Below are 23,761 nucleotides of genomic sequence, written 5' to 3'. Positions count from 1 at the left end.
GGTGGCGCGTGGTGCTCGACCGGATCACGGCTGAGGATCTGCAATCCACGCGGCGAACGCGCTGGCCCTTTCAGGACCGCCCGTTCGGCGACGTCGTCGCATGGGTCAACGTCGAGCTCACCAAGAACGCGGCGGAGCTCGGCTACGCACGTTTTCTGTTCTCCGCGTCGGCGCAGCCCACCCGATGACCGCGCCGTGAAGTTCGGCTCCCATCCCTCGAACTCGAGCCGCGAACCAGGACGATAACCGCCCTCCGATTGACCTTGGGGTTGAGGTAGTCGCCGGTGACACGGCGCACCGGCTCTGCCGACGTTGGTGCGGTCAGCTCACCACGCTGGCCGCGAAGTTCGCCCACGCCGCGGTGCCGGCTAGCCAGCCGGCGATGTACTCGGTGGAGAACACGGCGAGGCCGCCGACGATGAAGGCGGGATGCAGGCGGCGGGTGCGCGCGACATCCACGACGACGCACGCCAGCATCAATCAGTCGCGTGCCGTGCCGCTATCGGTCGTCCAGTGCGTATACGCACCGATGAAGCGTGCCAGCGCGGCATCGAGCAGCAGGATCGTTGCCAACAGCATCAGGCGTTTGTGCACATCGGGATGCACCAGACGGAACGCCAGGCCGGTGCCGGTCAGACCGGCAAACATCGCAAGCTCCAGCCGTTGGCGAGAAACGTCGCCGGCTGCACGCTGGGCGGCACGTGATCCCCGCCCAGGTGCACGGCAATCGTCACGGTGAACGCCCCCAAGATGACGACCAGCACCGCCAGGGCGGCGTCGAAGATCCCTAGACGCAGGTGCAGCGCGACGCGGTGCCGCCCTGGCGGTGCTGGCCATCATGATATTGGCGCCCCAGGCTCAGCCGGTGACCCGATAGCGCACCGCCATCCCCGCCGCGTTGTGGAACGAGACGTGGCAGTGGAAGAGCCAGGTGCCCACATTGTCGGGGACCATGTTCGCGATCGACATCCCCATGAACGAGAGCGTGAGCACGTCGGTGCGCATGCCGCCCACGAGCACGTCATTGCCGTGCCAGTGGGGCGCGTGGACGTCGAAGTCGTTGGTCGAGGACATCACATACCAGCGGACCCGCTGCCCCCGCCGAATCGTGAGATCGTCGACCGGCAGGTTCCCGTGGATGTACCCGTTAATGGTGAACTTCACGTACCAGGGATAGGCGGCGTCGGTCTCCGACGGATTGGGGATCGGCTTCAGTTTCTCCACAGAATCGAGCGGCGGAAGATTTTCGTCCGCGAGCCAGCTCAGGTTCTCCTCCACCTGGGCGAAGGCGGTCACGATTTCCCGGTCCACGTCCTTGGGGCTGCCGTCCGGCCGAGCCATGCCGCGCGCGGTGATGATCATGGCGCCCAACAGGCCGGTGTTGATGTCGCGCGCCTCATCCACGTGGGAGTGATACATCCACATGACCGAGCTGCCGTCCATCGGCCCCGGACCGGCGCGCTCGGGCACCGGCCAGACGTACACGAAGGTGCCGCCGGGTGGCACGCCGTTGCCCGTGCGTCCGTCTCCCGCGCCGTCGTTGTACGGCGCGCCTTCCGAGCTTTTCTCGTAGAACACGCCATGCGGATGCATGCTGTAGGGCCGCGCTCCGTTGTTGCGGAACACGACGCGGATGGTGTCGCCCACCACCGCGTGAATCACGGGACCGAGGAAGCCCAGGTGCTGCCACTCGGGCGGTCTCGGCTTGAGCGTCCGGAAGGTGCTGTCGGTGTATTCGCGGTAGAGCACCTTGTGGTAGCTGGTACTCGCCGGCCTCGGCTTGGCGGCAGCGAAGAACGCGGAATCGGCATAAGGGCGGCCCGCGATCTCGTCTCGACCACCCGGCACGTAATCCCACGCGACCGGGTCGGCGGCGATGTAATACGTCCGGGTTCGTCCGGCGGCGGCGGCGGCGGTCCGCGCCGACGTCGGGGCCGGTGCCTGGTGCGACGCGACGGAGGGCAGCGCGAGCGCGCCGAGCGCGAGACTCGTCACCAAGGGGCGAATGAGCGTCATGGCAGGTCTCCCGTGAATTTGCGATTCGTTCAGAGCCGAGCGCAGATGGCGCTCATGAGCGCCTTCGCCTTCTCGTAGTCGGCTGACCCGAGGTCCATGCCGACGAACACGTCATGGCGTACGGCAATGAGCTGCGTGCCATGCAGCAGCGCCGCGCGGTCCCACGGACCTTTGAGCGTCGTGTCGGTCTGGAAACCAACCTTGGCCGCGGCACCCGGGGCGGTCGCCGCGCCTCGCGCCGCGCCGCCCCCGCCGCCCACCATCTTCATGAGCCCGCCGATCGCCGCCTGCATCTCAGGCGGCGGCTTCATCGTGTCCAGTGGCGAGCTGGCCGGCGCGCCGATGAGCCCGCCGACCATCGCCATGCCGTGCGTGAGCATCATGTAATTCTTCTGTCCGCCCTCCCACACGACTTCCACCGGGTACGCCCGCTCGCCGTCCGCGGTGGCCACGCGCCAGGTGCAGGACGTCTCGGGCGAGTCGGAGGTGGGTGCCACGCTGAGCCGGCCGACCGCGGCCTCGACTTCGGAGCGGGAGACGAGATCGCAGGCATGCGCCGGGTGGGCGCGCGGCTTGGGCGCGAGCGCCACGGCGCGGACGCCGTCGTAGTCGAGCGGATGCTCGAATCGCGGCACGACGAGTTTCGCCAGCGCCAGTGCGTCGCTCTCCCGCCCGCTCGCGCCGCTCACGTCGATGCTCACCTCGGCCTCACCCCTCGACGCGAAGAGCGATCCGCCCGGGATCCAGGTGGCCTGATCCCAAGGTCCCGGCTCCGACTTCATGACCCGGTTGGCCATGGTGTCGAGACCGGGCGCGCCTTTGTCCAACACGGCACCGAGTCCGGTGGGCACTCCGTGCAGGACTTTGCCAATGAGGCGGCCGCCGCCCCAGACGGGGCGGATCGTCACCTCGCGTCCGTCGCTGCCGCGATACGTGCATTGATCGCCGCCAGGGTCGGGGGCGCCGTCGCTCGAGCGATAGGGCGGCGCGGCGAGCGTGCCGACGTACGGCTCGGCCTCGCCGGCCGAGAGCAGGGTGCAGGCGTCGTGCGCGCGCGCTGCCCGCGTCTCGGAGGCGAGCTTCCGGAGCAGGCTCGAGGGCGCGGCGTCGCCGCGGCATGCCGCGAGCAGCGCTCCGGCGGCGGTGGCCAACGCGAGTCGAATCATCGGGTTGGCGCGAACGAGTGACGACATTCTGTCCTCCACGAGCGGGGTCAGCGCGCGATCGACCGGCGACAGTCTGGGCCGGGCCCGTCGCTCCGCCGTCGCCTGACCGTTTATTGCTGCGCGACGGGGCGAGACGTACATTCGACCGCTCATGATCGAGCTCAGCCTGCTGGGGCTTCACGCCCTCCGCGGCTCGGACGGACACGACCTCACCGCGTTGCCCGCGCAGCCCAAGCGGTTTGCGCTCCTGGCGTACCTCGCGATCGGTCGCGGCGGCTATCACCGGCGCGATACGCTCGCCGCGATGTTCTGGCCCGAGCTGGACCAGTTCGCCGCTCGGCGCGCGCTCAGGAACACCCTCTACCATCTGCGGGAAGCGCTGGGCGAAGGGGTGGTCGTCACCCGGGGTGACGAGGCGGTGGCGATCGATCCGGCACGGCTCACGTGCGACGTGAACCGCCTGCGTGACGCGGCGGCGGCGAGCCGCCACGAGGACGTGGTCGATGGCTACACCGGCGAGCTGCTGGCCGGGGTTCACGTGCCGAACGCAGGCGAGGCGTTCGAGGACTGGCTCACGCAGGAGCGGTTGCACATCGCCGATCTCGTGATGGGCGCGGTGGGGGCGCTGGTGGAGCGCGAAGAGAACGCCGGCCATCCGCTCGCGGCCGCGCGTTGGGCCCAGCGCGCGTGCGCGCTCGCACCGGGCGACGAGAGCTGGCTCCGGCGGGCGATGGCGCTGCTCGACCAGGGGGGCGACACCGGCGGCGCGTTGCGGCTCTACGAGGCCGGCGCGCGTCGGCTCGCCGCGGACTTCGAGGCGACTCCAAGCGCGGAGACAGAGGCGCTGGCCGCGCGGATTCGCGACGGAGGGCGGAAGCCAAGCGGCCGCGCCGAGGCGCCGCCGGCTGAATTACCGGAGCCTGCCACGACACCGGCGCCGGCGACGACAGCGGCGCAAGCGGCGCCTTCACCAGCCCCCGCGCGCCACCCACGCCAGGCGGTGCGTTGGGCGGCCGGGCTCACTGTGCTCGCACTCTCGGCGCTGCTCGTGCGCGCCGCGCTTGCCGGGCGCGCGCACGGGGCTCACGCCCGGACGAGGGTGCTCGTCGCCGTCTTCGACAACCGGACCGGCGATGCGGCGCTCCAGCCGCTCGGCCGCATGGCGCAGGACTGGCTCACGCAGGGACTGATGCGCACCCGGCTCGTGGATGTGGTGGACCCGCAGGCGGTGTTCGTGCAGGGTCGTGACGCCAGCGGGGCCACGGTCGATCCGATGACGCTCGCGCATCGCACCGGCGCGGCCATGATGGTCTCGGGCAACTACTACCGGACCGGTGACACCCTGTTCCTGCAGGCCGCCGTCACCGACGCGCGGGCGGGGCGCCTCGTGCGAGTGGTGGGGCCCGTCGTATCCAGTGTCCACACGCCGGTCGCCGGGCTCGACGAGCTGCGGTCCCGGGTGATGACGGCGCTCGCATTGGCCGTGGATGCGCACGGGGCCGAGAGCGTGAACGGGGGCGATGTTCCTCCGTTTGACGCGTATCGCGACTACGTGGACGGGTGGGACGTCTGGTGGCACGGCGACAGTCCGCACGCGAAGGCGCTGTTCCTGCGCGCGGCGCGCCGCGATACGGCGTTCATCGAGGCCGCGATCGCCCTCGTAACGGTGGGTGCCAACGCCAACGACTGCGGGCTCGTCGACTCGATCGCCCATGCGCTCGAGGCGCGTGCGCAGCCACTCGATCGATTCGACCGGCTGGCGCTCCAGATAGAGGGCGCGCGATGCCGCGGGCGCAACGAGGAGATGTCGCGCCTCACGCTCGAGCGGGCCGACTTCGAGCCCGGTAACTCGGCTGCGCAGATGCCGGCCGCCGCCGCCGCGAATTGGGCCAACCGCCCCAAGCGGGCCCTCGAGATGCTGGCGCGGGTCAACCCCGCCACGGATCTGGGCTGGAGCACCGACACCACTCACTCCGCCTACTGGAGCGGGGTCACCGGTGCGCTGCACCTGCTCGGGCGCTATCGAGAGGAGCTGGCCGCGGCCGACCACGTACCGCTTGCCGCCCCTCTCACGCGGGTGTGGTTTCGCGGCAACGCGCTGGCGGCCCTGGCGCGCCCCACGGCGGTGCTGGCGCTCATCGACAGCTCGCTCGCGCTGCCGGCGGAGACGGCGAGCGACATCGGCCTCGCGCCGTACACCGAGGGCCGGCCCGAGTACACCGTGACGCCGGGATGGGTGGCCAACTGGCTCGCGCGCGAGCTCCTGTTTCATGGCGACACCGTCGCGGCGCGCCAGGCGGCGATGCGGGCGGTGGTATGGTATCGCGGCCGTTCGGCCGAGGAGCGCGCGACCATCGAGGAGCGGCTGACCGCGGCGTGGTCGCTCGAGGTGCTCGGCGCGTATCCGGAGGCCGAGGATATCGCGCGCGGTTTGGTCGCGGAGGACTCGACCAACGTCGACTTTCGCGGCGAGCTGGCCGGGCTCGCGGCGCAGCGGGGGGACACCGCGCTGGCGGATTCGCTCGACCGCTGGCTCGCCGCCCAGCCGGTGTCGCGGGTGAGCTGGACCGCCAGCATCTATCGCGCGCGGGTGGCCGCGCTGCTCGGGCGGAGCGACGACGCGGTGGCGCGGGTGCGCGAATCATTTGACGAGGGTTTGTGGCCGACATGGATCCACCAGGAGCCGGCGCTGGTGCCGCTCAGGGCCCGGCGTGACTTCGCCGCGCTGGTCGCGCCGAAAGACTGAAGCGTGGTTCGGATGTGGTTACCCGGGCGACTCGACGGGTCGCCGACACTGCTGACCAACACTATCGCACGAGGCGTCTACGATGCCACGAGCCGCAATCCTTCTGGTTGCCCTCTCGATGCTCGCCGGTGTATCGCGGGCGTCGGCGCAGGTTGAATCGGCCGTGCCGGCGGAGGCCCGGGCCGCGGCTCAGGCCATGGTCGACCGGTTCGTGGACTCCTGGAACCGGGCCGACGGCGCCGCGTACGGCAAGAACTACTGGCCGGAGGCGGAGCTGGTCGATCCGATCGGGATCATCAGCCGAGGCCGGGAGGCGATCGTGCAGGAGCACGTGGACCTCTGGGCCGGGCCGTTCAAGGGCAGCCACATAGAAGGAAAGGTGCGCCGCGTCCGGATGCTCGGGCCCACGTTCATGATGGTGGACTTCGACGCCGCGCTCTCGGGCGTTCACGACCTGCCGCCGGGCAGCGCCGCCGATTCGGCGGGTGTGGTCCGCAATCACCTCAAGCACGTCATGGAGCGGCGGCACGGCAGGTGGAAGGTGTTGGCGGCGCAGAATACGTTCATCGCGCCGCTGGCGGGCGGAGATCGACACTGAGCCGCGGTACCTGGCGGAGTTGCCTGCCGCTTCTCGCGCTGGCGGCCGCGTGCGCGGGGCGCCCCCCGAGCGTGTCGCCGGCTGGGACTCCTGCGCCGATTGCTTCGCCTGCCGCTCCGCTCGTCGTCGGCGAAACGTTCACCATCGACTCCAGGGTCCTCGCCGAAACCCGGCGGATCAACGTCTACGCACCGCCGCCGTACGCCGACTCCGCCAACATCCGGCTGCCGGTGCTGTACATGCCGGACGGGGGCATCAAGGAGGACTTCCTCCACGTCGCGGGTCTCGTGGAGGTGCTGGTGGGCGACGGGATCATGCGGCCGTTCCTGCTCGTCGGGATCGAGAACACCGAGCGGCGGCGCGACCTGACCGGCCCGACCGACAACCCGAACGACCGCAAGATCGCGCCGCACGTCGGCGGCTCCGCGGCGTTCCGGCGGTTCATCCGCACCGAGCTCATGCCCGAGGTGAACCGGCGCTACCGCACCACGGACGAGACGGCCATCGTCGGCGAATCGCTCGCCGGCCTCTTCGTGGTCGAAACATTGCTGCTCGAGCCGGACCTGTTCGACGCCTACATCGCCTTCGACCCGAGCCTCTGGTGGAACGATCACAAGCTGGTGGACGAAGCCGGTGCATTGCTCCGCGCGCGGCCCGGACTCCAGAAGACGCTCTACTTCGCGAGCAGCGACGAGCCCGGCATCGTCGCCGAGACCGAGCCGCTGGCGAAGATTCTCGAGCAGGATGCGCCGCCAGGGCTCCACTGGCATTACGAGCGCATGCCGGCAGAGCATCATTGGACCATCTACCATCCGGCGGCGCTGCGGGCGTTCCGCGCGGTGTTCGCCCCGGCCGCCAAACAGTGACCGGCGGCCGGCACCTGCGCCGGCCACCGGTCAGTCAGTGCTCCATCACCCTCACCCCACGAGCCGCGCGCGCCGCGTCTGCTCCACCGCCCGCTCGATCGCGGCCAGATGGTGATAGCTGTGCCGCACCGCGTGGTCCTCCAGCATGAACTGGCAGGTGAGCGGAGCGCCGGCGTTGAGCGAGATGGGCGCGGCCCGGTCCAGCTCCGCGTCGCTCAGCGCGCGAACGGCGGCGGCGGCCGCGGCGCTGTTGGTCTCGAGCAGCTCGAGCGCGGCAGCCTTCGTGGCCGTCTCGTGCTCCTTCGCGTGCGCGGCGTTGATCTGGTGCACGTCGTCCCAGGTCACGTCCGCCACCGGCGTGCCGGCCGCGAGCAGCCTGGCCAACTGCATCTCCAGCGGATACATCGTGGCGACATGGTGCACCACGACGCCCACCTTGCGCCCGTCGCGCGGGATGCGCGTCTGCCACTCCGCCTCGCTCAGCCCGCCCGCGAAGTCCGCCAGCGCGCGGGCTCCCTGCTCCAGCCGATCCGCCAGTGCGTTCGAACGTACGCCCATGGTTCACCTCCCCGTGTTGTGTGCGACCCGTGCTTCGACCTCGAGATACTCGCCCGAGACGGCCGTCGTGCCGCCGGTGGCGAGATTGTGCTCCGTGAACAGCCGGGTGAGCTCGCTCCGGAGGCGGCTCGCCCCGTCGGGGTCGGCCGCGCGCAACGTGGCGACCGTCGGGCCGTAGCAGGTGGCGAACAGCTCGGTGACGCCCGCGGGCGGCAGCGGAACGCGGAGCTCGATCGTGCGGCGCGTGCAGATCAGCGACGTGACTCCCTCGCCGAACCGCTTCCGCACCAGCTCCTCCTGGCCCCAGCCGAGCGGGCTCGGCACTTCCGCGGGCGGCGGCACCACGGCCGCGTGCGCGCGCAGCATCCGCCCCACGAACCCCTCCGGCGTCCAGTTTGCCATCACCACTCGACCGCCGGGTCGAGTCACCCGCAACAACTCGGCGGCGACCCGCGCGGGCCGGTAGGCGAACATCGCGCCGAACATCGTGACGGTGGTGTCGAACCGGTCGTCGGCGTACGGCAGTGATTCGGCGTCGCCCACGTCAAACGCCACCTTGCATCCGGCGACTCGGGCCTCGATATGCGCTTGCGCGATCAGGTTGGGCGCGATGTCGACCCCGGTGACCTGCGCGCCCGCGCGCGCCGCCGGAACGGCGAAGTTGCCGGTGCCGCACGCCACGTCGAGCACCGACTCGCCCGGACGCAGCGCGAGCCGCGCGACGAACTCGCGGGCGCCGGGCGCGTAGCTCTCCGCGATGCGGTGAAAGTTGCCGCCGGTCCATACCGACCGGGCGCGCGCGGTGAGGGGATCTTCGGACCAGGCGCGGAGCTCTCCGCTCGTGGCGGCGCCGCTCGTGTGGTAGATCGTCCTGGACAACATGCCGACTCCTCCCGGTGAAGGCGCGCCCTCGTGGCGCGCGGACACCAGTCTGCCGGCGGAGCGCGCGTTCGCCAATGACCGCGCGTCTCGACTTCATGCTTCTGCGTATCGAAGTGGATTCGGCTTGTTCGAGCATCCAGCGGAGATGCCCGATCGTCCGGACCGGGCTAGGAGGAGCTATGCGCGCGCGGTGCGGCGCGCTTCTCGCCAGGTGCCGGGCGCAAGTCCGGTGGCCTTCTTGAACGCGCGGCTGAACGCGGCCTCGGAGTCGTAGCCCACCTCCGAGGCGACGGCCGCCACCTTGGCGCCGCTCTGCGCCAGCAGGTTGGCCGCCACCTGCATCCGCCACTGCGCGAGGTACTGCATCGGCGGCTGACCCACCAGCTCGGCGAACCGCTTCGCCACGTTGGAGCGCGACGACGCCGCCTCGCGCGCCAGCTCTGCGAGCGTCCACGGATGCGCGGGCTCGGCGTGGAGCAGCGCCAGCACCCGGCCGACCATCTCATCGCGCAAGCCGGCGAGCCAGCCGGTCTGGCCGGGAGGCAACTCGGCGAGGTACCGCCGCAGCACCTCGAGGAACATGAGCTCGGCCAGGCGGGTGAGTACGGTCTCGGCGCCCGGCCGGCCGAGCCGGGTCTCCTCGGTCAACTGCCGGGTAAAGTTGCCGGGCAATGCGTCCGCGATCCCCCGCATGTGCATCCGGCGCGGGAGTGCCGCGAGCAGCGGATTGAACGGGCGGCGGTCGCAGCCGAGAAAGCCGCAGACGAACGTCGTGAGTCGGGTGCCGGCTGCGCCCAGGCGAACCGTGGCGGGATAGCGGGCAACGACGCTGGTCGACACCTCGGGGCCGGCGCGAAGCCCGCGCGCGCTCGCCATCACGTGGGCATCGCCGTGGGGGAAGACGATCGCGTCGCCGCCCACGAGCTCGACCGGCTCCTCCCCGATCAGGCCCCCATAGCAGTAGCCTTCGGTCACGACGTGATAGGAGATGAGGTGCTCCGCCGCCGGCATGATGCGGGGCGACAGCTCCCGGGCGGCGACCGTTTCGACGCTCCACGGATCGCCGGCCTCGACCGCGTAGAAGAAGGCGCCGTCGAGGCGGACGATCCGGAGCAGGTCGGACAGCGGATCCATGATCGGGTAATGCTAGCGCCGGACGGCCGCAGCCGGAAATGCAGGCGCCCGGCCGCCGGCGCTGGACGCCGCAGCGGAATTGATGGACATTGGGATCAAACGCGCCCATCGCTTGCACCGTCGCATTTCAATCTTCCTGGAGGGTCGCATGCTGAGGCCGACCTGGCTGGCGGCGAGTATGATCGTTTCCGGCGCGCTCGCCTGCTCGGCGCGTGGGCCCGAATCAGCGGGTGAGGCGGAGCGGGCGGTACTGGAGGCGTACGTCCATGCGTGGAACACGCACGACTCGATCGCCTTCGACACGATCCTCGCCCCGGCCGGCGTCCACGAGGATATCGCGCTGGGATTCAGAGGCGAGGGGCCGGCGCAGGTGCGCGGATTCCTGCGGCAGATCATTGCGCAGGAACCCGATTTCCGGTGGCATCTCACGGCGGTGTATCCGCGCGACTCGGTGGTCGCAGCGGAATGGACGTGGGCGGGCACCTACACCGGTCCCGGCCCCAACGGGCCGCTGGTGAATGCACCGGACTCGGGGCGCGGGGCCTCGGTGGCAGTCATCCGCCACGGCCGGATCGAGCGGTTCACCGACTACCACGACGTGGCGAGCTTCTTCGCCCCCGCGGCATCGGTCCATTAGCTCTCAGGGGGCATGCGCCAAGATGTCGACGCAGGAGGAAGTCGACGACTTCTGGGAGAAGCTCTCCGAAGGTGGCGAGCAGGGGCCGAAGCGGGTCATGGAAGCCATGCTCAAGATGAAGAACATCGACATCGCGGGCTTGCGGCGGGCGTTCGACCAGGCGTAGCGCGTCCGCCTCCCACGCATGCCCGACCCGCCGCCCGATTTCGTTGCCGCCGTCCGCGAGCATTACCGGCTCGAGCGCGAGCTCGGGCGCGGCGGGATGGCGACGGTCTATCTTGCGGAAGACCTCAAGCACCAGCGGCGCGTGGCCGTCAAGGTGCTCCATCCGCATCTCGCGGGCGTGCTCGGCGCCGAGCGCTTCCTCCGGGAAATCGCGATCGTCGCGGCGCTCCACCATCCGCACATCATGCCGCTCTACGATTCGGGCCAGGCCGGCGGCGCGCTCTTCTACGTCATGCCGCTGGCCGAGGGCGAGTCGCTGCGCGAGCGGCTGCGGCGTGAATCGCGGCTGCCGATCGGCGAGGCGCGCCGGATCGCCGAGGAGGTGGCCGGCGCGCTGAGCTACGCGCATCGGCGCGGCGTGGTCCACCGCGACATCAAGCCGGAGAACATACTGCTCGAGTCCGGCCACGCCGTGGTGGCCGACTTCGGCATCGCCCGCGCGATCCACGCCGCCGCCGGCGACCGCCTTACCGAAACCGGCCTCGTGATCGGCACGCCGGCATACATGAGCCCCGAGCAGGCGGCGGGCGACCGTGACGTCGACGGCCGGAGCGACGTCTTCGCACTCGGCTGCGTGCTCTACGAGATGCTCGCGGGCAAGCCGCCGCATTCGGGGCCGAGCGCGCAGGCGATCCTGGCCAAGCGGCTGACCGAACCGATTCCATCGCTGCGCCCCGGCAGGGACGTGCCGCCCGAGCTGGATCGCGCCGTAACCCGGGCGCTCGCCCGGTCGCCGGACGAGCGGTTCGCCACGGCGGAGGCATTCGGCGCGGCGTTGCAGCCGGAGGAGTTGAAGGGGGCCGCAGGTGTCACGCGGGCGCCGGACGTTGCCGCTCCTGCGGAGACGCTGGTCACTTCGCGCCGCCGCCGGCCAGGCCTGCGGCCGATTGCGCTCGCGATCCTGGTGCTCCTGCTGGCACTCGGCGGCTTCGGCGCGTACCGGCGATTCGGACGAACGGCTCCGGCGCCGACCCCGTCCGCCGCGGTCCTCCCGTTTGTGGACCTGAGTTCGGAGAAAGATCAGCAGTATTTCAGCGACGGCCTCACGGAGGAGTTGATCACGGCGTTGAGCCAGGTGCCGGGGCTCCGCGTCGCCGCCCGCACGTCGTCGTTTCAGTTCAAGGGGCAGAACCCCGACGTACACGAGGTCGGGCGCAAGCTGGATGTCGGCGCCGTGCTGGAAGGGAGCGTGCGGCGGAGCGGCGACCGGGTCCGCGTGAGCGCGCAGCTCATCAGCGTGAAGGATGGGTTCCAGCTCTGGTCCGAATCATACGATCGGAAACTGGCCGACATCTTTGCGGTGCAGGAGGATGTGGCGCGCTCGATCGTTTCGGCGCTCCGGCTCAAGCTCGCGCCCGCGCGCGATTCCGCGCTCGCCGTGCGGCCCACGCACGACCTCGTCGCGTACGATCTCTACCTCAAGGGACTCTTCGCCTGGAACCAGCGGAACGGTCCCGCGATGCTCGACGCGGTCCGCTACCTGGAGCAGGCCGTCGCGCGCGATTCGAGCTTTGGCCGCGCCTGGGCCGCGCTGGCGGATGCCGACCTCCTGGTAGTTCCCTTCGCAGGCGTCGGTACGCCCGCCGAGTCGTGGCGCAAGGCGCAGGCGGCGGCGGAAAGGGCGCTGGCGCTCGACAGCGGTTCCGCCGAGGCGTACACGGCGCTCGGGTATGGAAACTTCGTGTACGCCTGGAACTGGGATAACGCGGAGCGGAACTTCCGCCGGGCGATCGCCGCCGATCCCAACTACGCGACCGGCCACCACTGGTACGGCGACTTCCTGATCGGCCGCGGCCGCCTGCGCGAGGCGCTCGCCCAGATGCAGGGGGCCCACGAGCTGGACCCGCTGTCGCGGCAGGTCGCCGTCGAATGGGGGTGGACCTACTACCTGATGCACCAATACGAAGAAGCAGCCGCCCGCATCCGTCAGACACTTGCCCTCGACCCCAACTACGCCCAGGCGCACATGCGACTCGGCTTCGTGCAGATTGCGCAGCACCGGTACGATGACGCAATCGGGTCACTCAAGCGTTCGATCGACCTGGGCGCGTTCTATCCGCACGCAGCGGGAGCCCTCGCGCTGGCGTATGCCCGCTCGGGAGACCGAGCGGCCGCCGCTCGCATCGTGGACGATCTCAAAGCGCGGACGGACCACGACTACATCCCGCCCTTCTTCATCGCCGTGGCATACGGCGCCCTGGGCGACACCACCCGCGGCATCGAGTGGCTGAACCGGGCCATCGACCAGAAGGACATCTACGTCCCGGAAAACTTCAACGACCCGCTGCTGGACCCACTCCGAGGCGATCCGCGGTTCGCGAAGGTGCTCGTCCGGATGGGTCTCGCGGGTGCCGCGCCCGACTCAACGCCCTCCCGCTGAAACCTGCGCGCCGTTCCCCGCGCGGAAATCCGCCGGCCGCTCCCGACTTGCCTTTCCGAGCGCGCCTTTCACGCCCGCCGCGTCGAAATCAGTTGCATACACCGGCGTGCCCGGCTGCTGCCGCCACGATTCGTCGAGCGTGCCCGCATCCACCGCGTCGAACCCCAGCTCGTCGAGCAACCGGATGACGGTGTCCTTGGCCCGCTGGTTGTCGCCGGCCACGGGGAGCGCGATGCGGTCGCTCGCGCCCTTCGGCTTGCCGTTCTCGAGCAGGTGCTTCGCGTAGATGTTGTTGAACGCCTTCACCACCGGGCGCCCGAGCTGCTCCGACACCCACCGGCTTTCCGGTGTGCCGCGCTCGATCGCATCGATCCGGCCGTCACGCTGCTGCGGGTAGTAATTGCCGGTGTCCACCACGACCACGTTGTCCGGCACGCCTTCGAAGAGATCGTCCGGCAGATGGGGAATTTCCTTTTCGGGGATGGTCACGATCACGAGGTCGCCGGCATGCGCCGCCTGCTCGACCGTGCTCGGTTTGGCGCCGGTCTCCCGGGCCAGCGGCGCCAGCGTCTCCGGCCCGCGAGAGTTGGCGATGGTCACGTCGTGACCCAACGCCGTGAGACGGCGTGCCAGCGTACCGCCGATCTGGCCCGCGCCGATGATGCCGATTTTCATGGGTCCTCCTATGTTGCAGGGCGGCTCCGGCAGCGATGCGGAAGCCGCGTCGGTTTCGTGATGCCACGTCTCAAAGCTACACGCGTGCTCGGCCGCTCTGGCCGGCGGCCGGGCGGGAATGTACCCTTGGGGGACCCCGCCTCCGGTGATCGCCATGACGACGATGCGACCGAACATCGCCGATCGGCGCTGCGCCGCCGCACGACATCATCGTAAATCGAGGAGCGTCACATGTCCGCGGACATCACCCTCGCCGGCCTCGCGTCCCGCACAACGGCCCGCCTCGCACACGATCGACAGCGCGACCGCCGGTTCTTCACCGGCATGGCGCTCCTGGTCGCGGTCGCGGTATTCGTAGGGTTCGCTCCGACGTTTTACCTGACCCGGGTCTTCGGCCCCCATCCGGCGGTGCCGCTGGTGCATCTGCACGGCGCCGTGATGACCGTGTGGATACTGCTCTTCGTGACGCAGACGTCTCTCGTCGCCGCGCACCGCACCGACCTGCACCGGCGCCTTGGGATCGCGGGCGCCGCGCTGGTGCCGGTCATCGTCATCATCGGCTATTTCACCGCGATCGAGGGCGCGCGCCGAGGCGTGCCAGTGGGGGTTTCGCCGGTCGCCTTTCTGTCGGTGACCCTGGGAACACTGGCCGCGTTTACGGTGATGGCAATTCTGGGCCTCGCCAACCGCCGCCGGAGCGAAGTCCACAAGCGGCTCATGCTGCTCGCCACCATCGCACTGATCGCGCCGGCGCTCGCCCGGTTCCGATTCATCGGCGGCGGCGGCCCGGTCACCGCGATCGGCGGCACCGTCGCATTCGTGCTGGCCTGCATGGTGTACGATGGGTGGACGCACCGGCGGGTGCATCCCGCCTTTCTCTGGGGCGGACTGTTCGTGGTGCTGGCGCTGCCGGCGCGGCTCGCGCTCGGCAAGACGGAGGCGTGGCAGTCGCTCGCGCGGTGGATCATCGGATGATCCGCGGCGGCATGGCGTTTGGCTGAAGGCGGCCGCGCGTGCGATTGGCTTCGATCCTAGGCTACGCCGCCGCCGTGCTCGCGGTCCTGGGCCTCTGGCGCGGGCACGCGCTGCTGGCGCACGGCTGGCTCGGGCTCACGGTGCAGGGTCTTGCGATCGCGCTCATGATCTGGGCGCGCTGGACGTTCGGCCGCCGGAGCTTCTATCCCGCCGCCGATCCCAAGGCCGGTGCGCTCGTCACGGGCGGTCCCTATCGGTACCTCCGCCATCCGATCTACGCCGCCATTCTGTACTTCACTTGGGCCGCCGCCCTGTCGCACGCAGGTGCGGTCACGCTCGCTCTCGCGCTGCTCGCGACCCTCGGCCTCGGCGTGCGCATCTGGGCGGAGGAGCAGTTGCTCCGTGCCCGTTTTCCGGAATACGGGGCCTACGCGGCGGAGACGAGTCGCGTGGTGCCCGGGCTCGTCTGACCTGCGCGACCGATGGCCGACCAGCCCATGCCCCGGATTCCGTTCGAGCACTTTGCCGCCGTGGACATGCGGGTGGGACGCGTGGTGCGCGCGGAGGATTTTCCCAGGGCGAGGAAGCCCGCGTACAAGCTCTGGATCGACTTCGGCCCGCTCGGCATGCGGCAGTCGAGCGCGCAACTCACGAACCGGTATCAGCGCGGCGAGCTCGAGGGGCGGCTCGTGGTAGCGGTGATGAACCTGGGCCCGCGCCAGGTGGCCGACTTCCGCTCCGACGTTCTGGTGCTCGGCGCGATGGGGCCCGGCGGCGACGTGATCCTGCTCGAGCCGGACCGCGAGGCGGCGCTCGGCGCGCCGATCGGGTGAAGCGGTACGCCGGGGCGCTCCGGGCGAGAGGAGTCACGCCATGCGACCAATGATCGTTTGCGTCGTCGCCGCCGGCCTTGCATCGGCCGCCTGCCGTCCGGCGCCCGAAGCCGCGCGCCGCGAGGCCGCGGCGCACGACGCCGGGTTCGCCGGCGTGCAGTCGCGGGGGCGGACCGCCATGGGCGTGGATCAGTACACGTCCACGCACGTCTTCGAGCCGCTGGCGGACGGCGGTCGGATCGTGTTGCAGCGCGACGTGGCCGACAGCGCAGGCACGGCCACGATCCGGGCACACCTGCGACGCATCGCCGGCGCGTTCGCAGCCGGCGACTTCCGCCTTCCCGGATTCGTGCACGCGCAGTCGGTTCCGGGTACCGCGACGATGCGGGAGCGCCGAGCCGCCATTCGATACACCATGGACACGCTCCCCCGCGGCGGCGCGGTGCGACTGCAGAGCGGCGATTCGGTCGCGGTGCGGGCCATTCACGAATTCCTCGCCTTCCAGCGGCAGGAGCATCATGCGGCTGCGCACCGGGCGGGGAGCCGGTGACCGAGACGATCACGCCGACGAAGGGCGAGAGGCTGCCGGTCTGGACCCTGCATGGTGGCCACCGCCGGGTGTATGCTTGGGATGCAGTCCGATCAGCTCTTTTTCTCAGGCATTTGGAGCGGCAACATGGATGAACTCATAAACCAGGTCGCGCAACGCACCGGCCTCGCGCCCGACAAGGCGCGCAGCGCCGTCGAGACGGTCCTCGGCTTTCTCAAGGGCCGCCTGCCCGGGCCCATCGCTTCGCAACTCGACAACGCGCTCGCGGGCGACGGCTCGACCGCCGGTGCGGCGCAGGCGGCGAAGGGGTTGGGCGGCGTGTTCGGCAGCCGGTAGCATCTGCGGCTGACGATCGCGCGCTGGGCGCTCGCGCTCGGGTGCGGCTCGAAGTCTGAGCCGCCCCAACGCGAGTGACCTCACATTCACCCGCTCCTTCAATGACATCCGCCACCGATCGCCGTGCCGAGTTTCGCCGGCTTCACGAGTCCGGCTGCTTCGTCATTCCCAATCCCTGGGACCTGGGGAGCGCGCGGCTGCTGGCCGAGATGGGGTTCAAGGCGCTCGCCACCACGAGCTCCGGGTTCGCGTGGTCCCTCGGCCGGCCGGACAACGGGATCACGCTGGACCAGGCGCTGGCGCACTTGCGATCGATGGCGAGCGCCGTTGCATTGCCGCTCAACGCGGACTTCGAGCACGGATTTGCCGACACGCCGGAGCAGGTGGGTGCCAACGTTTTGCGTGCCGTTGAGACGGGCATAGCGGGACTCTCCATCGAGGACTCGACCGGCGACGCCGCGCATCCGCTGTTCGACTTCGATCTCGCGGTCGAGCGCATCCGTGCGGCGCGGGCGGCCATCGATCGAAGCGGCACGGGCGTGCTGCTCGTCGGCCGTTCCGAGGGGTTCATCGTGGGCCGGCCCGATCTCGCCGAAACGATCCGGCGCCTCACCAGGTACGCCGAGGCGGGAGCCGAGTGCCTTTATGCGCCGGGGCTGCGCTCGCGCGCGGACATCTCCGCGGTGGTCGCGGCGGTGGCGCCGAAGCCCGTCAACGTGCTGGTCGGCAGCGATTTCACCACGGTGGCCGAGCTGGCCGCGTTGGGCGTGCGCCGGATCAGCGTGGGCGGGGCGCTGGCGCGCGCGGCGTGGGGCGGTTTTCTCGAGGCGGCGCGGGAGATCGCGGAGCGGGGCACGTTCACCAGTCTGAACCGGGCCGTGCCGTTCCCCGAGATCGACGGATCTTTCGGGCGGTGACCGCGGCATGGCGCCGCCGACGTACGGCCGTGAGCATCTGTCTCGCGGCTCTGGCCGGCGGATCTGCGGTGGCGGCTGCCCAACAGGCACCCGATACGACCCGAGACCGGGCAGAGCTCGTGGCGCTCGAGCACACGTGGCTGCACGCGCAGGACGCGGCCACGCTCGACCGGATCCTCGCGCCCGACTTCGTGCATCCGGTGGCGAGCGGCGGGTTCCTGACGAAGGCGCAACACATCGCCTGGGTAGTGGGCCATCCGCGCCCGGCCTCGACGCGGGTCGGGTTTGAATCCCTCACGGTTCGATTGTACGGCGACGCCGCCGTCGCGAACGGTGCCGTGATGGCACGGCCGGTCGCGGGCAGACCCGTGCGCACCGTTTTCACGGACGTATTCGTCCGACGCGGCGGCCGATGGCAGGCGGTCAACGCGCAGGAGAACTTCGTCGGGGGGCGGTGATCATGCAAACGCTGCGAGGCAGCGATGCGGGAGAATGATCGAAGACAATACCTGGGTGCCGCTCTGCTTTGCTTCGGTCTCGCACTCTGGTTGGGCTACCTCGGGTGGGCGGCACCCGCTGGTCTCCACGCGCCGCGGGTCGTGCCCTACCTCGGCGCGACAACCTTTGGAGCCGCGGGCGCCAATCTGCTGGTGCAGGCGCGCGGTGGCAGCTCACGCGCGCAAGCCGTGCCGGCATTCCTCGTCGCCTTGGGCATGGCGCTTCTCGTCGGCTGGGTTGCATTCGGGCGTGGCCCGCGGCGCTGCAGCGCAAGCCTCGGCGGCCTTGGCTTCCTGCCGCCGGAGCTGCTCTGCCGCACGGCCTTTGGCGTCGGGGCGCTGGTGATAGTCGGCATCGCGGGGCTCATGCTGCCCTCGATCATCCGGCGGCGCGGGTCCCGGCCTCCGTCCTCTGCACGCAAGTGACCGCCATGGATCGCCGATCCTTCGTCATCGCCGCCGCGGCGTCGACATTGCTCCGCCGCATCGCGCCCCGATTCGTACGGCCTGCGCCGAGCCGCACGGGTCTCATCCTGCTCGGGACCGCCGGCGGGCCGCGCCCGCGGAAACAGCGCTCGGCGCCGGCGCAGGTGATCGTGGTGGACGGCGTGGCGTACGTCGTCGATTGCGGCAACGGCGTCGCGCGGCAACTGGTGCGAGCCGGGGTGCCGCTCCCTTCCATTCGGCACGTCTTCGTCACCCATCACCACTCGGACCACAACGCCGACTACGGCACGCTGCTCCTGCTCGCGTGGTCGGCGGGTCTCAAGACGCGGGTGGATACGTGGGGGCCGCCGCCGCTTGCGCGGATGACCGAGCTTGCCTTCGAGCTCAACGCTGTGGACATCCGGGCCCGTACGGCCGACGAAGGGCGGGTGCCGCTCGCGCCGCTGGTACATCCGCACGAGTTGACCGCAGCCGGCCGGGTGCTGCGCGATGAACGCGTGACTGTCACCGCCGCGCTGGTCGATCATCCGCCCATCGCGCCGGCCTTTGCCTATCGCTTCGATACGGCCGACCGGTCGATCGTGATCTCGGGCGATACCCGGCGCTCCGATGCGCTGATCGAGCTCTCGCGCGGCGCGGACGTGCTGGTGCACGAGGCACTCTATCCCGCGGGCATCGATCGCCTGGTCGGCGCCATCAGCAACGCGAGTGACCTCAAGCGCTCCATCATCTCGCACCACACCTCGATCGAGGACGTGGGGCGGGTGGCGCAGGCCGCCGGCGTCAAACGGCTGGTGCTGTCGCACCTGGTACCGGCCGAGGACCCGGCGATCAGCGACGAGATGTGGATCGGTGCAGCCCGCGCGCACTACGGCGGGCCGATCACCGTGGGCGCGGACCTGATGGAGGTCTGAGCTAATCCGGCCTCGCCGCGCACGCGACGCTCACGGCCGGCGGCACCCGCAGCGTCTGGAGCACCACGCAGTAACGCTCGGTCAACTTGAGCAGCGTCGCGAGCTGCTCCTCGGTTGCGTCGGTGTCGAGCTCGAAGCGGAGCCGGATCGCCTGAAATCCGACCGCCACCTCCTTGCTCACGCCGAGCGTGCCGCGGAAATCGAGGTCGCCTTCGGCGCTCACGCGGCCATCGCTGAGCGGGACCGCGAGCGCCGTCGCGACCGCGCGCAGCGTCACGCCGGCACAGGCCACGAGCGCCTGGAGCAGCAGGTCGCCGGAGCAGGCCTCGAGTCCCGTCCCGCCGGTGGCCGGATGGAGCCCGGCCGCGACCAGCGCTTGCCCGGTCTCGACCCGGCAGGTGATCGCGGTCTGGTCCAGCCGGCCTGACGCCCTGAGGGTGATCCGCGCCCGGTCGGGCTCCGTGCGGTACTGATTCTTGAGCGGCGCCTGGATGGCGCGAAGCTCGTCGGCGTTCATGCGCGCTGCTCCCGTGTGGGTTCGAAACGAAGCCTAACAGGAATCCGTTGTGCTTCGGAGCCCCTCGGGCACGCCATGCGCCGGAGGCGCGGGTCTGGCACGTCCCGGCCGCACAGGATACGTTCATCGCGCCGTGAGGTGCGCGGCGCCGCGTCCCACTGGATAGAACCTTCGATGCGTACCACCATGGCGGCCCTGCTGGCCGCAGCCGCGCTTACGGCGTGCAGCCGCGCCACGCAGGGCCGGAGCGCGCCTGATACGGCCGAGCGGCCCTCGCCCAAGGCTGAGAGCGATCTCGCCGCCATCGCAAGGGCCCGCGCCGACAGCGCGCGGCATCCCTATACCGCGGCGGACATCGCGTTCATGTCGGGCATGATCGCCCACCATTCCCAGGCCATCGTCATGGCGCGGATGGCGCCGAGCCACGGCGCCGGCGCATCGCTCCGCCGCCTCGCGGAGCGGATCATCAACGCGCAGCAGGACGAGATCGTGACGATGCAGCGCTGGCTCGGCGACCGCCTGCAGCCGGTGCCGCCGGCGGACACCTCCGCCATGGGGATGATGGACATGGCCGGCACCGGGCACGCCATGCTCATGCCCGGCATGCTCACCCACGACCAGATGATGCAGCTCGACCAGGCGAGGGACGCCGAATTCGACCGGCTCTTCCTCACGTTCATGATCCAGCACCACCGCGGCGCCGTCACCATGGTGAAGGACCTGTTCGACACCTACGGCGCCGCGCAGGACCAGCTCACGTTCAAGCTCGCCAGCGACGTGAACGTCGATCAGACGACCGAGATCGCGCGGATGGAGCGGATGCTCGCGATCCTCGAGCTTTCAGGCAACGTCCCGTGACCGTCACGCGGCCCCACACCCGTCCGCCTCGCACCGCCAGCACAGAGGAATCCCCCATGGCATCACTGTCCCGTTCGTCACTCCCGCTCACACTGGCACTGCTCGGCCTCGCGGCCTGCGCACCCTCGACCGCGCCGTCCGGCCCCGGCACGCCCGCCCCGGCGCGCGAGAGCCAGACCGCCGCACCCATGCCCGATTCGCGCGTGGGCCTCAAGGCTGGCATGTGGGACGCGGGGGAGGCGGCGTGGAACCTGCGCGTCCTCTCCGAGACCCGGCCTTCCGAGAAGTTCCTCGGCAGCACCAACTCCGACCTCGCGTTCACCGGCCACTACGCCATTCAGGGCAGCTACAACGGCTGGCAGATCTGGGATATCGCCGACCCGAGCAAGCCCACGCTCGTTGCGGGCTACGTCTGTCCCGCCTCGCAGAGCGACGTCTCGGTGTACAAGAACCTGCTCTTCATCTCAGGCGAGGGGCTCGGCGGACGCCTCGACTGCGGCACCGAGGGAGTTCCCGACACGGTGAGCGCGGAGAGGCTCCGTGGCCTCCGCATCTTCGACATCAGCGACATCCGCAACCCGAAGAACGTCGGCAACGTGCAGACCTGCCGCGGGTCGCACACGCACACCGTCCTGGTGGACCCGCACGATACGGACAACGTGTACGTGTACATCTCGGGCTCGGCGCGGGTGCGCTCGCAGAGCGAGCTCGCCGGGTGCAGCGGCTCCGCGCCAGACGAAGACCCCAACTCGGCGCTCTTCCGCATCGAGGTGATCAAGGTCCCGCTGGCGCACCCGGAGCAGGCAGCCATCGTGAGCTCGCCCCGCATCTTCAACGATCTGGTCGCGCCGCCGAAGCACGGCGCGGCGCGTGAAGACATCGCGGCGGCGGACTCCGCGCGGGCTCACGGCGCGTTCGTCGCCGACGTGTTCGGCGAACCGTACATTCTGCCCCCGCAGTTCGTCGAGCCCTTGCTCGACACCCTGGTGAAGAGGCGCGGCGGCACCGGCGCGCCGACGGCGGCAGACAGCTCGACGCTCCGCGCGGCGCTTCCCGGGATGATCGCCAAGATGATCGGCGCGCCGGCGGGCGGCGGCCCGCGCCCCGGGCCCACCCAGTGCCACGACATCACCGTCTATGCGGCGATCGGCTTGGCCGGCGGCGCGTGCGAGGGCTATGGGTTTCTGATCGACATCAGCGATCCCGCGCATCCCGCCCGCGTCGATGCCGTCTCCGACTCGAACTTCTCCTACTGGCACTCGGCCTCGTTCAACAACGACGGCAGCAAGGTCCTCTTCTCCGACGAGTGGGGGGGCGGCGGCCAGCCCAAGTGCCGCCCCACCGACGAGCGGGAGTGGGGAGCGGACGCGATTTTCACCATCGCCGACCGCACGATGCACTTCCGGAGCTACTACAAGCTGCCGGCGCCGCAGACGCCCGAGGAGAATTGCGTGGCCCACAACGGGTCGCTGATTCCGATTCCGGGTCGCGACGTGATGGTGCAGGCCTGGTACCAGGGGGGCATCTCGGTGTTCGACTGGACCGACGCGGCGCATCCGGTCGAGATCGCCTACTTCGATCGCGGCCCGATCGACTCGACCCGGATGGTCGGCGGCGGCTCGTGGTCGGCCTACTGGTACAACGGCGTCATCGTGAGCTCGGAGATCGCGCGCGGGCTCGACGTCTTCGAGCTCACGCCAGGCGCGCTGCTCTCGCAGAACGAGATCGACGCCGCCAAGACGGTGCACCTCGACTACTTCAACACCCAGGGCCAGCCGAAGTTCGTCTGGCCGGCGACCTTTGCGCTGGCGCGCGCGTACGTGGACCAGCTCGCGCGATCGCAAGGCCTCGACAACGGACGGGTGACGGCAGTGCGCGCGTCGCTTGCGGGCGCGGAGCACGCCTCGGGCGCGGAGCGAGACGCCGCGTTGACGAAGCTGGCCGCCGAGCTTGATGCTGACGCGGCCGGCGCGGGCGACCGAGCCAAGGTGCGCCTGCTCGCGAGCGCGGTGCGGAACCTGGCGGGCGGCGCGGGCGGGCCGGCCCAGGTCTCGCGGTGAGATGGATAATCAGACCCTCGCGCTGTTTATCCCGATCACCGCGCTCGCCATCCCGCTCGCGGCGATCATCATCGGCGGGTGGCGGTCTATTGCCCGCACCCGGCTCGAGGAAGCGCGGCTCCGGGCCACGGCGCTGGACAAGGGCGCCGAGGCCGAGCTCGCGGCGCTGCAGCAGGAGACGGCGGATCTGAGGCGCGACATGGGTGAATTGCAGGAGCGGATGGACTTCGCCGAGCGCATGCTCACGCAGGCGCGCGAGACGCAGCGGCTGGAGCGCCCCAGACCCGAGTGAACGGAGCTGTCCCACTCCTCACGCCCGGAGGACCGAATGGGGACCGTGGTCTCGCGCTCTCTCGCGGTGGGTCTGGCGCTCGCATTTTCGGCATGCGGCGGGGACGATGCCTTCAGCCCCACCAACGCGAACGTTGCCGGGACGTATACGGCGACGACGCGCTGGCGAAGAGCTGACGCCCATGCGAACGGAATGCGCTGAGCAGACCTTCCAGTTCAGCTTTGCTCGATGATCGGGGCACCGCCCCGAATCCGCCCTGCGCGCGCCGCCGACGCCGATGCGCTCGCCCGACTCTTGGGCCAGCTCGGCTATCCCGCCGCGGGCACGGACGTCGCTCGACGCCTCGAGCGGATGATGGGAAGCGGCCACGCCACCGTTCTCGTCGCCGAGCAGGACGGCGAGGTGGTGGGTCTTGCGACCTTCCATCTGATGCACGTGTTGAATCGGGCGCGGACCGTCGCGTGGCTCACGGCACTGGTGGTCGATGAGGCCGCCCGCGGGGTGGGCATCGGGCGCGCGCTGGTCGACGGCGTCGAGGCATTCGCCCGCGAAGCCGGGTGCGAGCGCCTGTCGGTCACCACCCAGGAGTTTCGGACCGAAGCGCACGCCTTCTACGCCCGGCTCGGGTTCGAGCACACCGGCCGACGCTTCGCCAAGCCGCTATAGTCGGACGGCCCGCCGG

General features: G+C 70.3%; 29 protein-coding genes. 20 read left to right on the top strand and 9 right to left on the bottom strand.

The annotated features are described in order from the left end of the window. Positions 1-188: hypothetical protein (locus VFW66_13550; GenBank protein ID HEX5387723.1), on the top strand; the 188-nt coding region annotated here is incomplete at its 5' end. Positions 189-321: 133 nt separating this feature from the next. On the opposite strand, the gene VFW66_13545 is transcribed toward VFW66_13550, so the two are convergent. From VFW66_13545 to VFW66_13530, 4 genes are all read right to left on the bottom strand, one after another. Further along, positions 322-477: a hypothetical protein gene (locus tag VFW66_13545; GenBank protein HEX5387722.1), complete on the bottom strand. Its 156-nt coding sequence runs from the start codon at positions 475-477 to the stop codon at positions 322-324. Between the two features lie 3 nt (positions 478-480). Then, positions 481-648, bottom strand: a complete 168-nt coding sequence (locus VFW66_13540) for a hypothetical protein (protein HEX5387721.1) — start codon at positions 646-648, stop codon at positions 481-483. Positions 649-858: 210 nt separating this feature from the next. Next, positions 859-2,016 carry a multicopper oxidase domain-containing protein gene (locus VFW66_13535; GenBank protein HEX5387720.1) on the bottom strand — a complete coding sequence of 386 codons (1,158 nt, stop codon included), beginning with the start codon at positions 2,014-2,016 and terminating at the stop codon, positions 859-861. Positions 2,017-2,045: 29 nt separating this feature from the next. Beyond that, positions 2,046-3,209, bottom strand: coding sequence for a hypothetical protein (locus tag VFW66_13530; GenBank protein HEX5387719.1), 1,164 nt, complete (start codon positions 3,207-3,209; stop codon positions 2,046-2,048). Between the two features lie 124 nt (positions 3,210-3,333). Between VFW66_13530 and VFW66_13525 the strand changes: the two genes are divergently transcribed. The 3 genes from VFW66_13525 (at position 3,334) to VFW66_13515 (ending at position 7,392) form a co-directional block, all read left to right on the top strand. After that, entirely contained in the window at positions 3,334-5,928 is a 2,595-nt protein-coding gene (locus VFW66_13525; protein ID HEX5387718.1) for a BTAD domain-containing putative transcriptional regulator, read from the top strand. A gap of 82 nt (positions 5,929-6,010) precedes the next feature. Further along, complete coding sequence (locus tag VFW66_13520) at positions 6,011-6,526, top strand: SgcJ/EcaC family oxidoreductase (GenBank protein ID HEX5387717.1); 516 nt, start codon at positions 6,011-6,013, stop codon at positions 6,524-6,526. Between the two features lie 71 nt (positions 6,527-6,597). Continuing rightward, positions 6,598-7,392: an alpha/beta hydrolase-fold protein gene (locus VFW66_13515; protein ID HEX5387716.1), complete on the top strand. Its 795-nt coding sequence runs from the start codon at positions 6,598-6,600 to the stop codon at positions 7,390-7,392. 51 nt (positions 7,393-7,443) lie between these two features. Here the strand turns inward: VFW66_13515 and VFW66_13510 are convergent, their stop codons facing one another. The 3 genes from VFW66_13510 to VFW66_13500 all read right to left on the bottom strand — a co-directional run bounded on the left by VFW66_13510 (position 7,444) and on the right by VFW66_13500 (position 9,966). Further along, complete coding sequence (locus VFW66_13510) at positions 7,444-7,950, bottom strand: DinB family protein (protein HEX5387715.1); 507 nt, start codon at positions 7,948-7,950, stop codon at positions 7,444-7,446. A 3-nt stretch (positions 7,951-7,953) separates the two neighbouring features. Beyond that, on the bottom strand, positions 7,954-8,832 hold the full coding sequence (locus VFW66_13505) for a methyltransferase domain-containing protein (protein HEX5387714.1): 879 nt from the start codon (positions 8,830-8,832) through the stop codon (positions 7,954-7,956). Between the two features lie 177 nt (positions 8,833-9,009). Next, the gene (locus VFW66_13500; protein HEX5387713.1) at positions 9,010-9,966 is read right to left on the bottom strand and encodes an AraC family transcriptional regulator; all 957 of its coding nucleotides are present in this window, start codon (positions 9,964-9,966) and stop codon (positions 9,010-9,012) included. Between the two features lie 148 nt (positions 9,967-10,114). On the opposite strand from VFW66_13500, the gene VFW66_13495 reads away from it, so the two are divergent. From VFW66_13495 to VFW66_13485, 3 genes are read left to right on the top strand one after another with little or no spacing between them, the layout of a single operon-like run. Next, a complete protein-coding gene (locus VFW66_13495) occupies positions 10,115-10,603 on the top strand; it encodes a nuclear transport factor 2 family protein (GenBank protein HEX5387712.1) in 489 nt (162 codons plus the stop codon). 22 nt (positions 10,604-10,625) lie between these two features. After that, positions 10,626-10,769: a hypothetical protein gene (locus VFW66_13490; GenBank protein ID HEX5387711.1), complete on the top strand. Its 144-nt coding sequence runs from the start codon at positions 10,626-10,628 to the stop codon at positions 10,767-10,769. Between the two features lie 18 nt (positions 10,770-10,787). Continuing rightward, positions 10,788-13,208 carry a protein kinase gene (locus tag VFW66_13485; protein ID HEX5387710.1) on the top strand — a complete coding sequence of 807 codons (2,421 nt, stop codon included), beginning with the start codon at positions 10,788-10,790 and terminating at the stop codon, positions 13,206-13,208. Here the strand turns inward: VFW66_13485 and VFW66_13480 are convergent. Then, positions 13,191-13,883, bottom strand: a complete 693-nt coding sequence (locus VFW66_13480) for an NAD(P)-binding domain-containing protein (GenBank protein ID HEX5387709.1) — start codon at positions 13,881-13,883, stop codon at positions 13,191-13,193. The genes VFW66_13485 and VFW66_13480 overlap by 18 nt on opposite strands. A gap of 231 nt (positions 13,884-14,114) precedes the next feature. Between VFW66_13480 and VFW66_13475 the strand changes: the two genes are divergently transcribed. The 9 genes from VFW66_13475 (at position 14,115) to VFW66_13435 (ending at position 19,352) form a co-directional block, all read left to right on the top strand. After that, complete coding sequence (locus VFW66_13475) at positions 14,115-14,858, top strand: hypothetical protein (protein HEX5387708.1); 744 nt, start codon at positions 14,115-14,117, stop codon at positions 14,856-14,858. 38 nt (positions 14,859-14,896) lie between these two features. Next, complete coding sequence (locus tag VFW66_13470) at positions 14,897-15,328, top strand: methyltransferase (protein ID HEX5387707.1); 432 nt, start codon at positions 14,897-14,899, stop codon at positions 15,326-15,328. A gap of 12 nt (positions 15,329-15,340) precedes the next feature. Then, positions 15,341-15,691: a tRNA-binding protein gene (locus VFW66_13465; GenBank protein ID HEX5387706.1), complete on the top strand. Its 351-nt coding sequence runs from the start codon at positions 15,341-15,343 to the stop codon at positions 15,689-15,691. Between the two features lie 40 nt (positions 15,692-15,731). Beyond that, complete coding sequence (locus VFW66_13460) at positions 15,732-16,241, top strand: hypothetical protein (GenBank protein HEX5387705.1); 510 nt, start codon at positions 15,732-15,734, stop codon at positions 16,239-16,241. An 81-nt stretch (positions 16,242-16,322) separates the two neighbouring features. Further along, complete coding sequence (locus VFW66_13455; GenBank protein ID HEX5387704.1) at positions 16,323-16,577, top strand: hypothetical protein; 255 nt, start codon at positions 16,323-16,325, stop codon at positions 16,575-16,577. 101 nt (positions 16,578-16,678) lie between these two features. Beyond that, positions 16,679-17,494: an isocitrate lyase/phosphoenolpyruvate mutase family protein gene (locus tag VFW66_13450; protein HEX5387703.1), complete on the top strand. Its 816-nt coding sequence runs from the start codon at positions 16,679-16,681 to the stop codon at positions 17,492-17,494. 68 nt (positions 17,495-17,562) lie between these two features. Continuing rightward, entirely contained in the window at positions 17,563-17,952 is a 390-nt protein-coding gene (locus tag VFW66_13445) for a nuclear transport factor 2 family protein (GenBank protein ID HEX5387702.1), read from the top strand. Between the two features lie 24 nt (positions 17,953-17,976). Then, positions 17,977-18,417, top strand: a complete 441-nt coding sequence (locus tag VFW66_13440) for a hypothetical protein (protein HEX5387701.1) — start codon at positions 17,977-17,979, stop codon at positions 18,415-18,417. A gap of 5 nt (positions 18,418-18,422) precedes the next feature. Then, positions 18,423-19,352, top strand: coding sequence for an MBL fold metallo-hydrolase (locus VFW66_13435; GenBank protein ID HEX5387700.1), 930 nt, complete (start codon positions 18,423-18,425; stop codon positions 19,350-19,352). Position 19,353: 1 nt separating this feature from the next. Here VFW66_13435 and VFW66_13430 read toward each other — a convergent pair whose 3' ends face one another. Then, positions 19,354-19,869, bottom strand: a complete 516-nt coding sequence (locus VFW66_13430; GenBank protein HEX5387699.1) for an OsmC family protein — start codon at positions 19,867-19,869, stop codon at positions 19,354-19,356. Positions 19,870-20,043: 174 nt separating this feature from the next. Between VFW66_13430 and VFW66_13425 the strand changes: the two genes are divergently transcribed. From VFW66_13425 to VFW66_13410, 4 genes are all read left to right on the top strand, one after another. Next, positions 20,044-20,727 carry a DUF305 domain-containing protein gene (locus tag VFW66_13425; GenBank protein ID HEX5387698.1) on the top strand — a complete coding sequence of 228 codons (684 nt, stop codon included), beginning with the start codon at positions 20,044-20,046 and terminating at the stop codon, positions 20,725-20,727. A 56-nt stretch (positions 20,728-20,783) separates the two neighbouring features. Continuing rightward, positions 20,784-22,787 (top strand): hypothetical protein, encoded by a 2,004-nt coding sequence (locus VFW66_13420; protein ID HEX5387697.1) that lies wholly within the window; start codon positions 20,784-20,786, stop codon positions 22,785-22,787. 1 nt (position 22,788) lies between these two features. Beyond that, a complete protein-coding gene (locus VFW66_13415) occupies positions 22,789-23,079 on the top strand; it encodes a hypothetical protein (GenBank protein ID HEX5387696.1) in 291 nt (96 codons plus the stop codon). A 228-nt stretch (positions 23,080-23,307) separates the two neighbouring features. Next, complete coding sequence (locus VFW66_13410) at positions 23,308-23,745, top strand: GNAT family N-acetyltransferase (protein HEX5387695.1); 438 nt, start codon at positions 23,308-23,310, stop codon at positions 23,743-23,745. Positions 23,746-23,761: the final 16 nt, after the last annotated feature.

This window comes from Gemmatimonadales bacterium, assembly GCA_036279355.1.
Classification (GTDB): Bacteria; Gemmatimonadota; Gemmatimonadetes; order Gemmatimonadales; family GWC2-71-9; genus DASQPE01.
Note: the sequence above shows the minus strand (reverse complement) of the source record. Positions and strands in the feature narration are given on the sequence as shown.

What these genes read in the sequence shown, in the direction of transcription:
- VFW66_13520 (HEX5387717.1), top strand. Translation starts at nt 6,011, where the DNA reads ATGCCACGAGCCGCAATCCTTCTGGTTGCCCTCTCGATGCTCGCCGGT.
- VFW66_13465 (HEX5387706.1), top strand. Translation starts at nt 15,341, where the DNA reads ATGGCCGACCAGCCCATGCCCCGGATTCCGTTCGAGCACTTTGCCGCC.
- VFW66_13480 (HEX5387709.1), bottom strand. Translation starts at nt 13,883, where the DNA reads ATGAAAATCGGCATCATCGGCGCGGGCCAGATCGGCGGTACGCTGGCA.
- VFW66_13440 (HEX5387701.1), top strand. Translation starts at nt 17,977, where the DNA reads ATGCGGGAGAATGATCGAAGACAATACCTGGGTGCCGCTCTGCTTTGC.
- VFW66_13430 (HEX5387699.1), bottom strand. Translation starts at nt 19,869, where the DNA reads ATGAACGCCGACGAGCTTCGCGCCATCCAGGCGCCGCTCAAGAATCAG.
- VFW66_13455 (HEX5387704.1), top strand. Translation starts at nt 16,323, where the DNA reads ATGCAGTCCGATCAGCTCTTTTTCTCAGGCATTTGGAGCGGCAACATG.
- VFW66_13475 (HEX5387708.1), top strand. Translation starts at nt 14,115, where the DNA reads ATGTCCGCGGACATCACCCTCGCCGGCCTCGCGTCCCGCACAACGGCC.
- VFW66_13535 (HEX5387720.1), bottom strand. Translation starts at nt 2,016, where the DNA reads ATGACGCTCATTCGCCCCTTGGTGACGAGTCTCGCGCTCGGCGCGCTC.
- VFW66_13525 (HEX5387718.1), top strand. Translation starts at nt 3,334, where the DNA reads ATGATCGAGCTCAGCCTGCTGGGGCTTCACGCCCTCCGCGGCTCGGAC.
- VFW66_13545 (HEX5387722.1), bottom strand. Translation starts at nt 477, where the DNA reads ATGCTGGCGTGCGTCGTCGTGGATGTCGCGCGCACCCGCCGCCTGCAT.
- VFW66_13460 (HEX5387705.1), top strand. Translation starts at nt 15,732, where the DNA reads ATGCGACCAATGATCGTTTGCGTCGTCGCCGCCGGCCTTGCATCGGCC.
- VFW66_13425 (HEX5387698.1), top strand. Translation starts at nt 20,044, where the DNA reads ATGCGTACCACCATGGCGGCCCTGCTGGCCGCAGCCGCGCTTACGGCG.
- VFW66_13420 (HEX5387697.1), top strand. Translation starts at nt 20,784, where the DNA reads ATGGCATCACTGTCCCGTTCGTCACTCCCGCTCACACTGGCACTGCTC.
- VFW66_13500 (HEX5387713.1), bottom strand. Translation starts at nt 9,966, where the DNA reads ATGGATCCGCTGTCCGACCTGCTCCGGATCGTCCGCCTCGACGGCGCC.
- VFW66_13435 (HEX5387700.1), top strand. Translation starts at nt 18,423, where the DNA reads ATGGATCGCCGATCCTTCGTCATCGCCGCCGCGGCGTCGACATTGCTC.
- VFW66_13505 (HEX5387714.1), bottom strand. Translation starts at nt 8,832, where the DNA reads ATGTTGTCCAGGACGATCTACCACACGAGCGGCGCCGCCACGAGCGGA.
- VFW66_13410 (HEX5387695.1), top strand. Translation starts at nt 23,308, where the DNA reads ATGATCGGGGCACCGCCCCGAATCCGCCCTGCGCGCGCCGCCGACGCC.
- VFW66_13485 (HEX5387710.1), top strand. Translation starts at nt 10,788, where the DNA reads ATGCCCGACCCGCCGCCCGATTTCGTTGCCGCCGTCCGCGAGCATTAC.
- VFW66_13450 (HEX5387703.1), top strand. Translation starts at nt 16,679, where the DNA reads ATGACATCCGCCACCGATCGCCGTGCCGAGTTTCGCCGGCTTCACGAG.
- VFW66_13495 (HEX5387712.1), top strand. Translation starts at nt 10,115, where the DNA reads ATGCTGAGGCCGACCTGGCTGGCGGCGAGTATGATCGTTTCCGGCGCG.
- VFW66_13530 (HEX5387719.1), bottom strand. Translation starts at nt 3,209, where the DNA reads ATGTCGTCACTCGTTCGCGCCAACCCGATGATTCGACTCGCGTTGGCC.
- VFW66_13540 (HEX5387721.1), bottom strand. Translation starts at nt 648, where the DNA reads ATGTTTGCCGGTCTGACCGGCACCGGCCTGGCGTTCCGTCTGGTGCAT.
- VFW66_13490 (HEX5387711.1), top strand. Translation starts at nt 10,626, where the DNA reads ATGTCGACGCAGGAGGAAGTCGACGACTTCTGGGAGAAGCTCTCCGAA.
- VFW66_13510 (HEX5387715.1), bottom strand. Translation starts at nt 7,950, where the DNA reads ATGGGCGTACGTTCGAACGCACTGGCGGATCGGCTGGAGCAGGGAGCC.
- VFW66_13415 (HEX5387696.1), top strand. Translation starts at nt 22,789, where the DNA reads ATGGATAATCAGACCCTCGCGCTGTTTATCCCGATCACCGCGCTCGCC.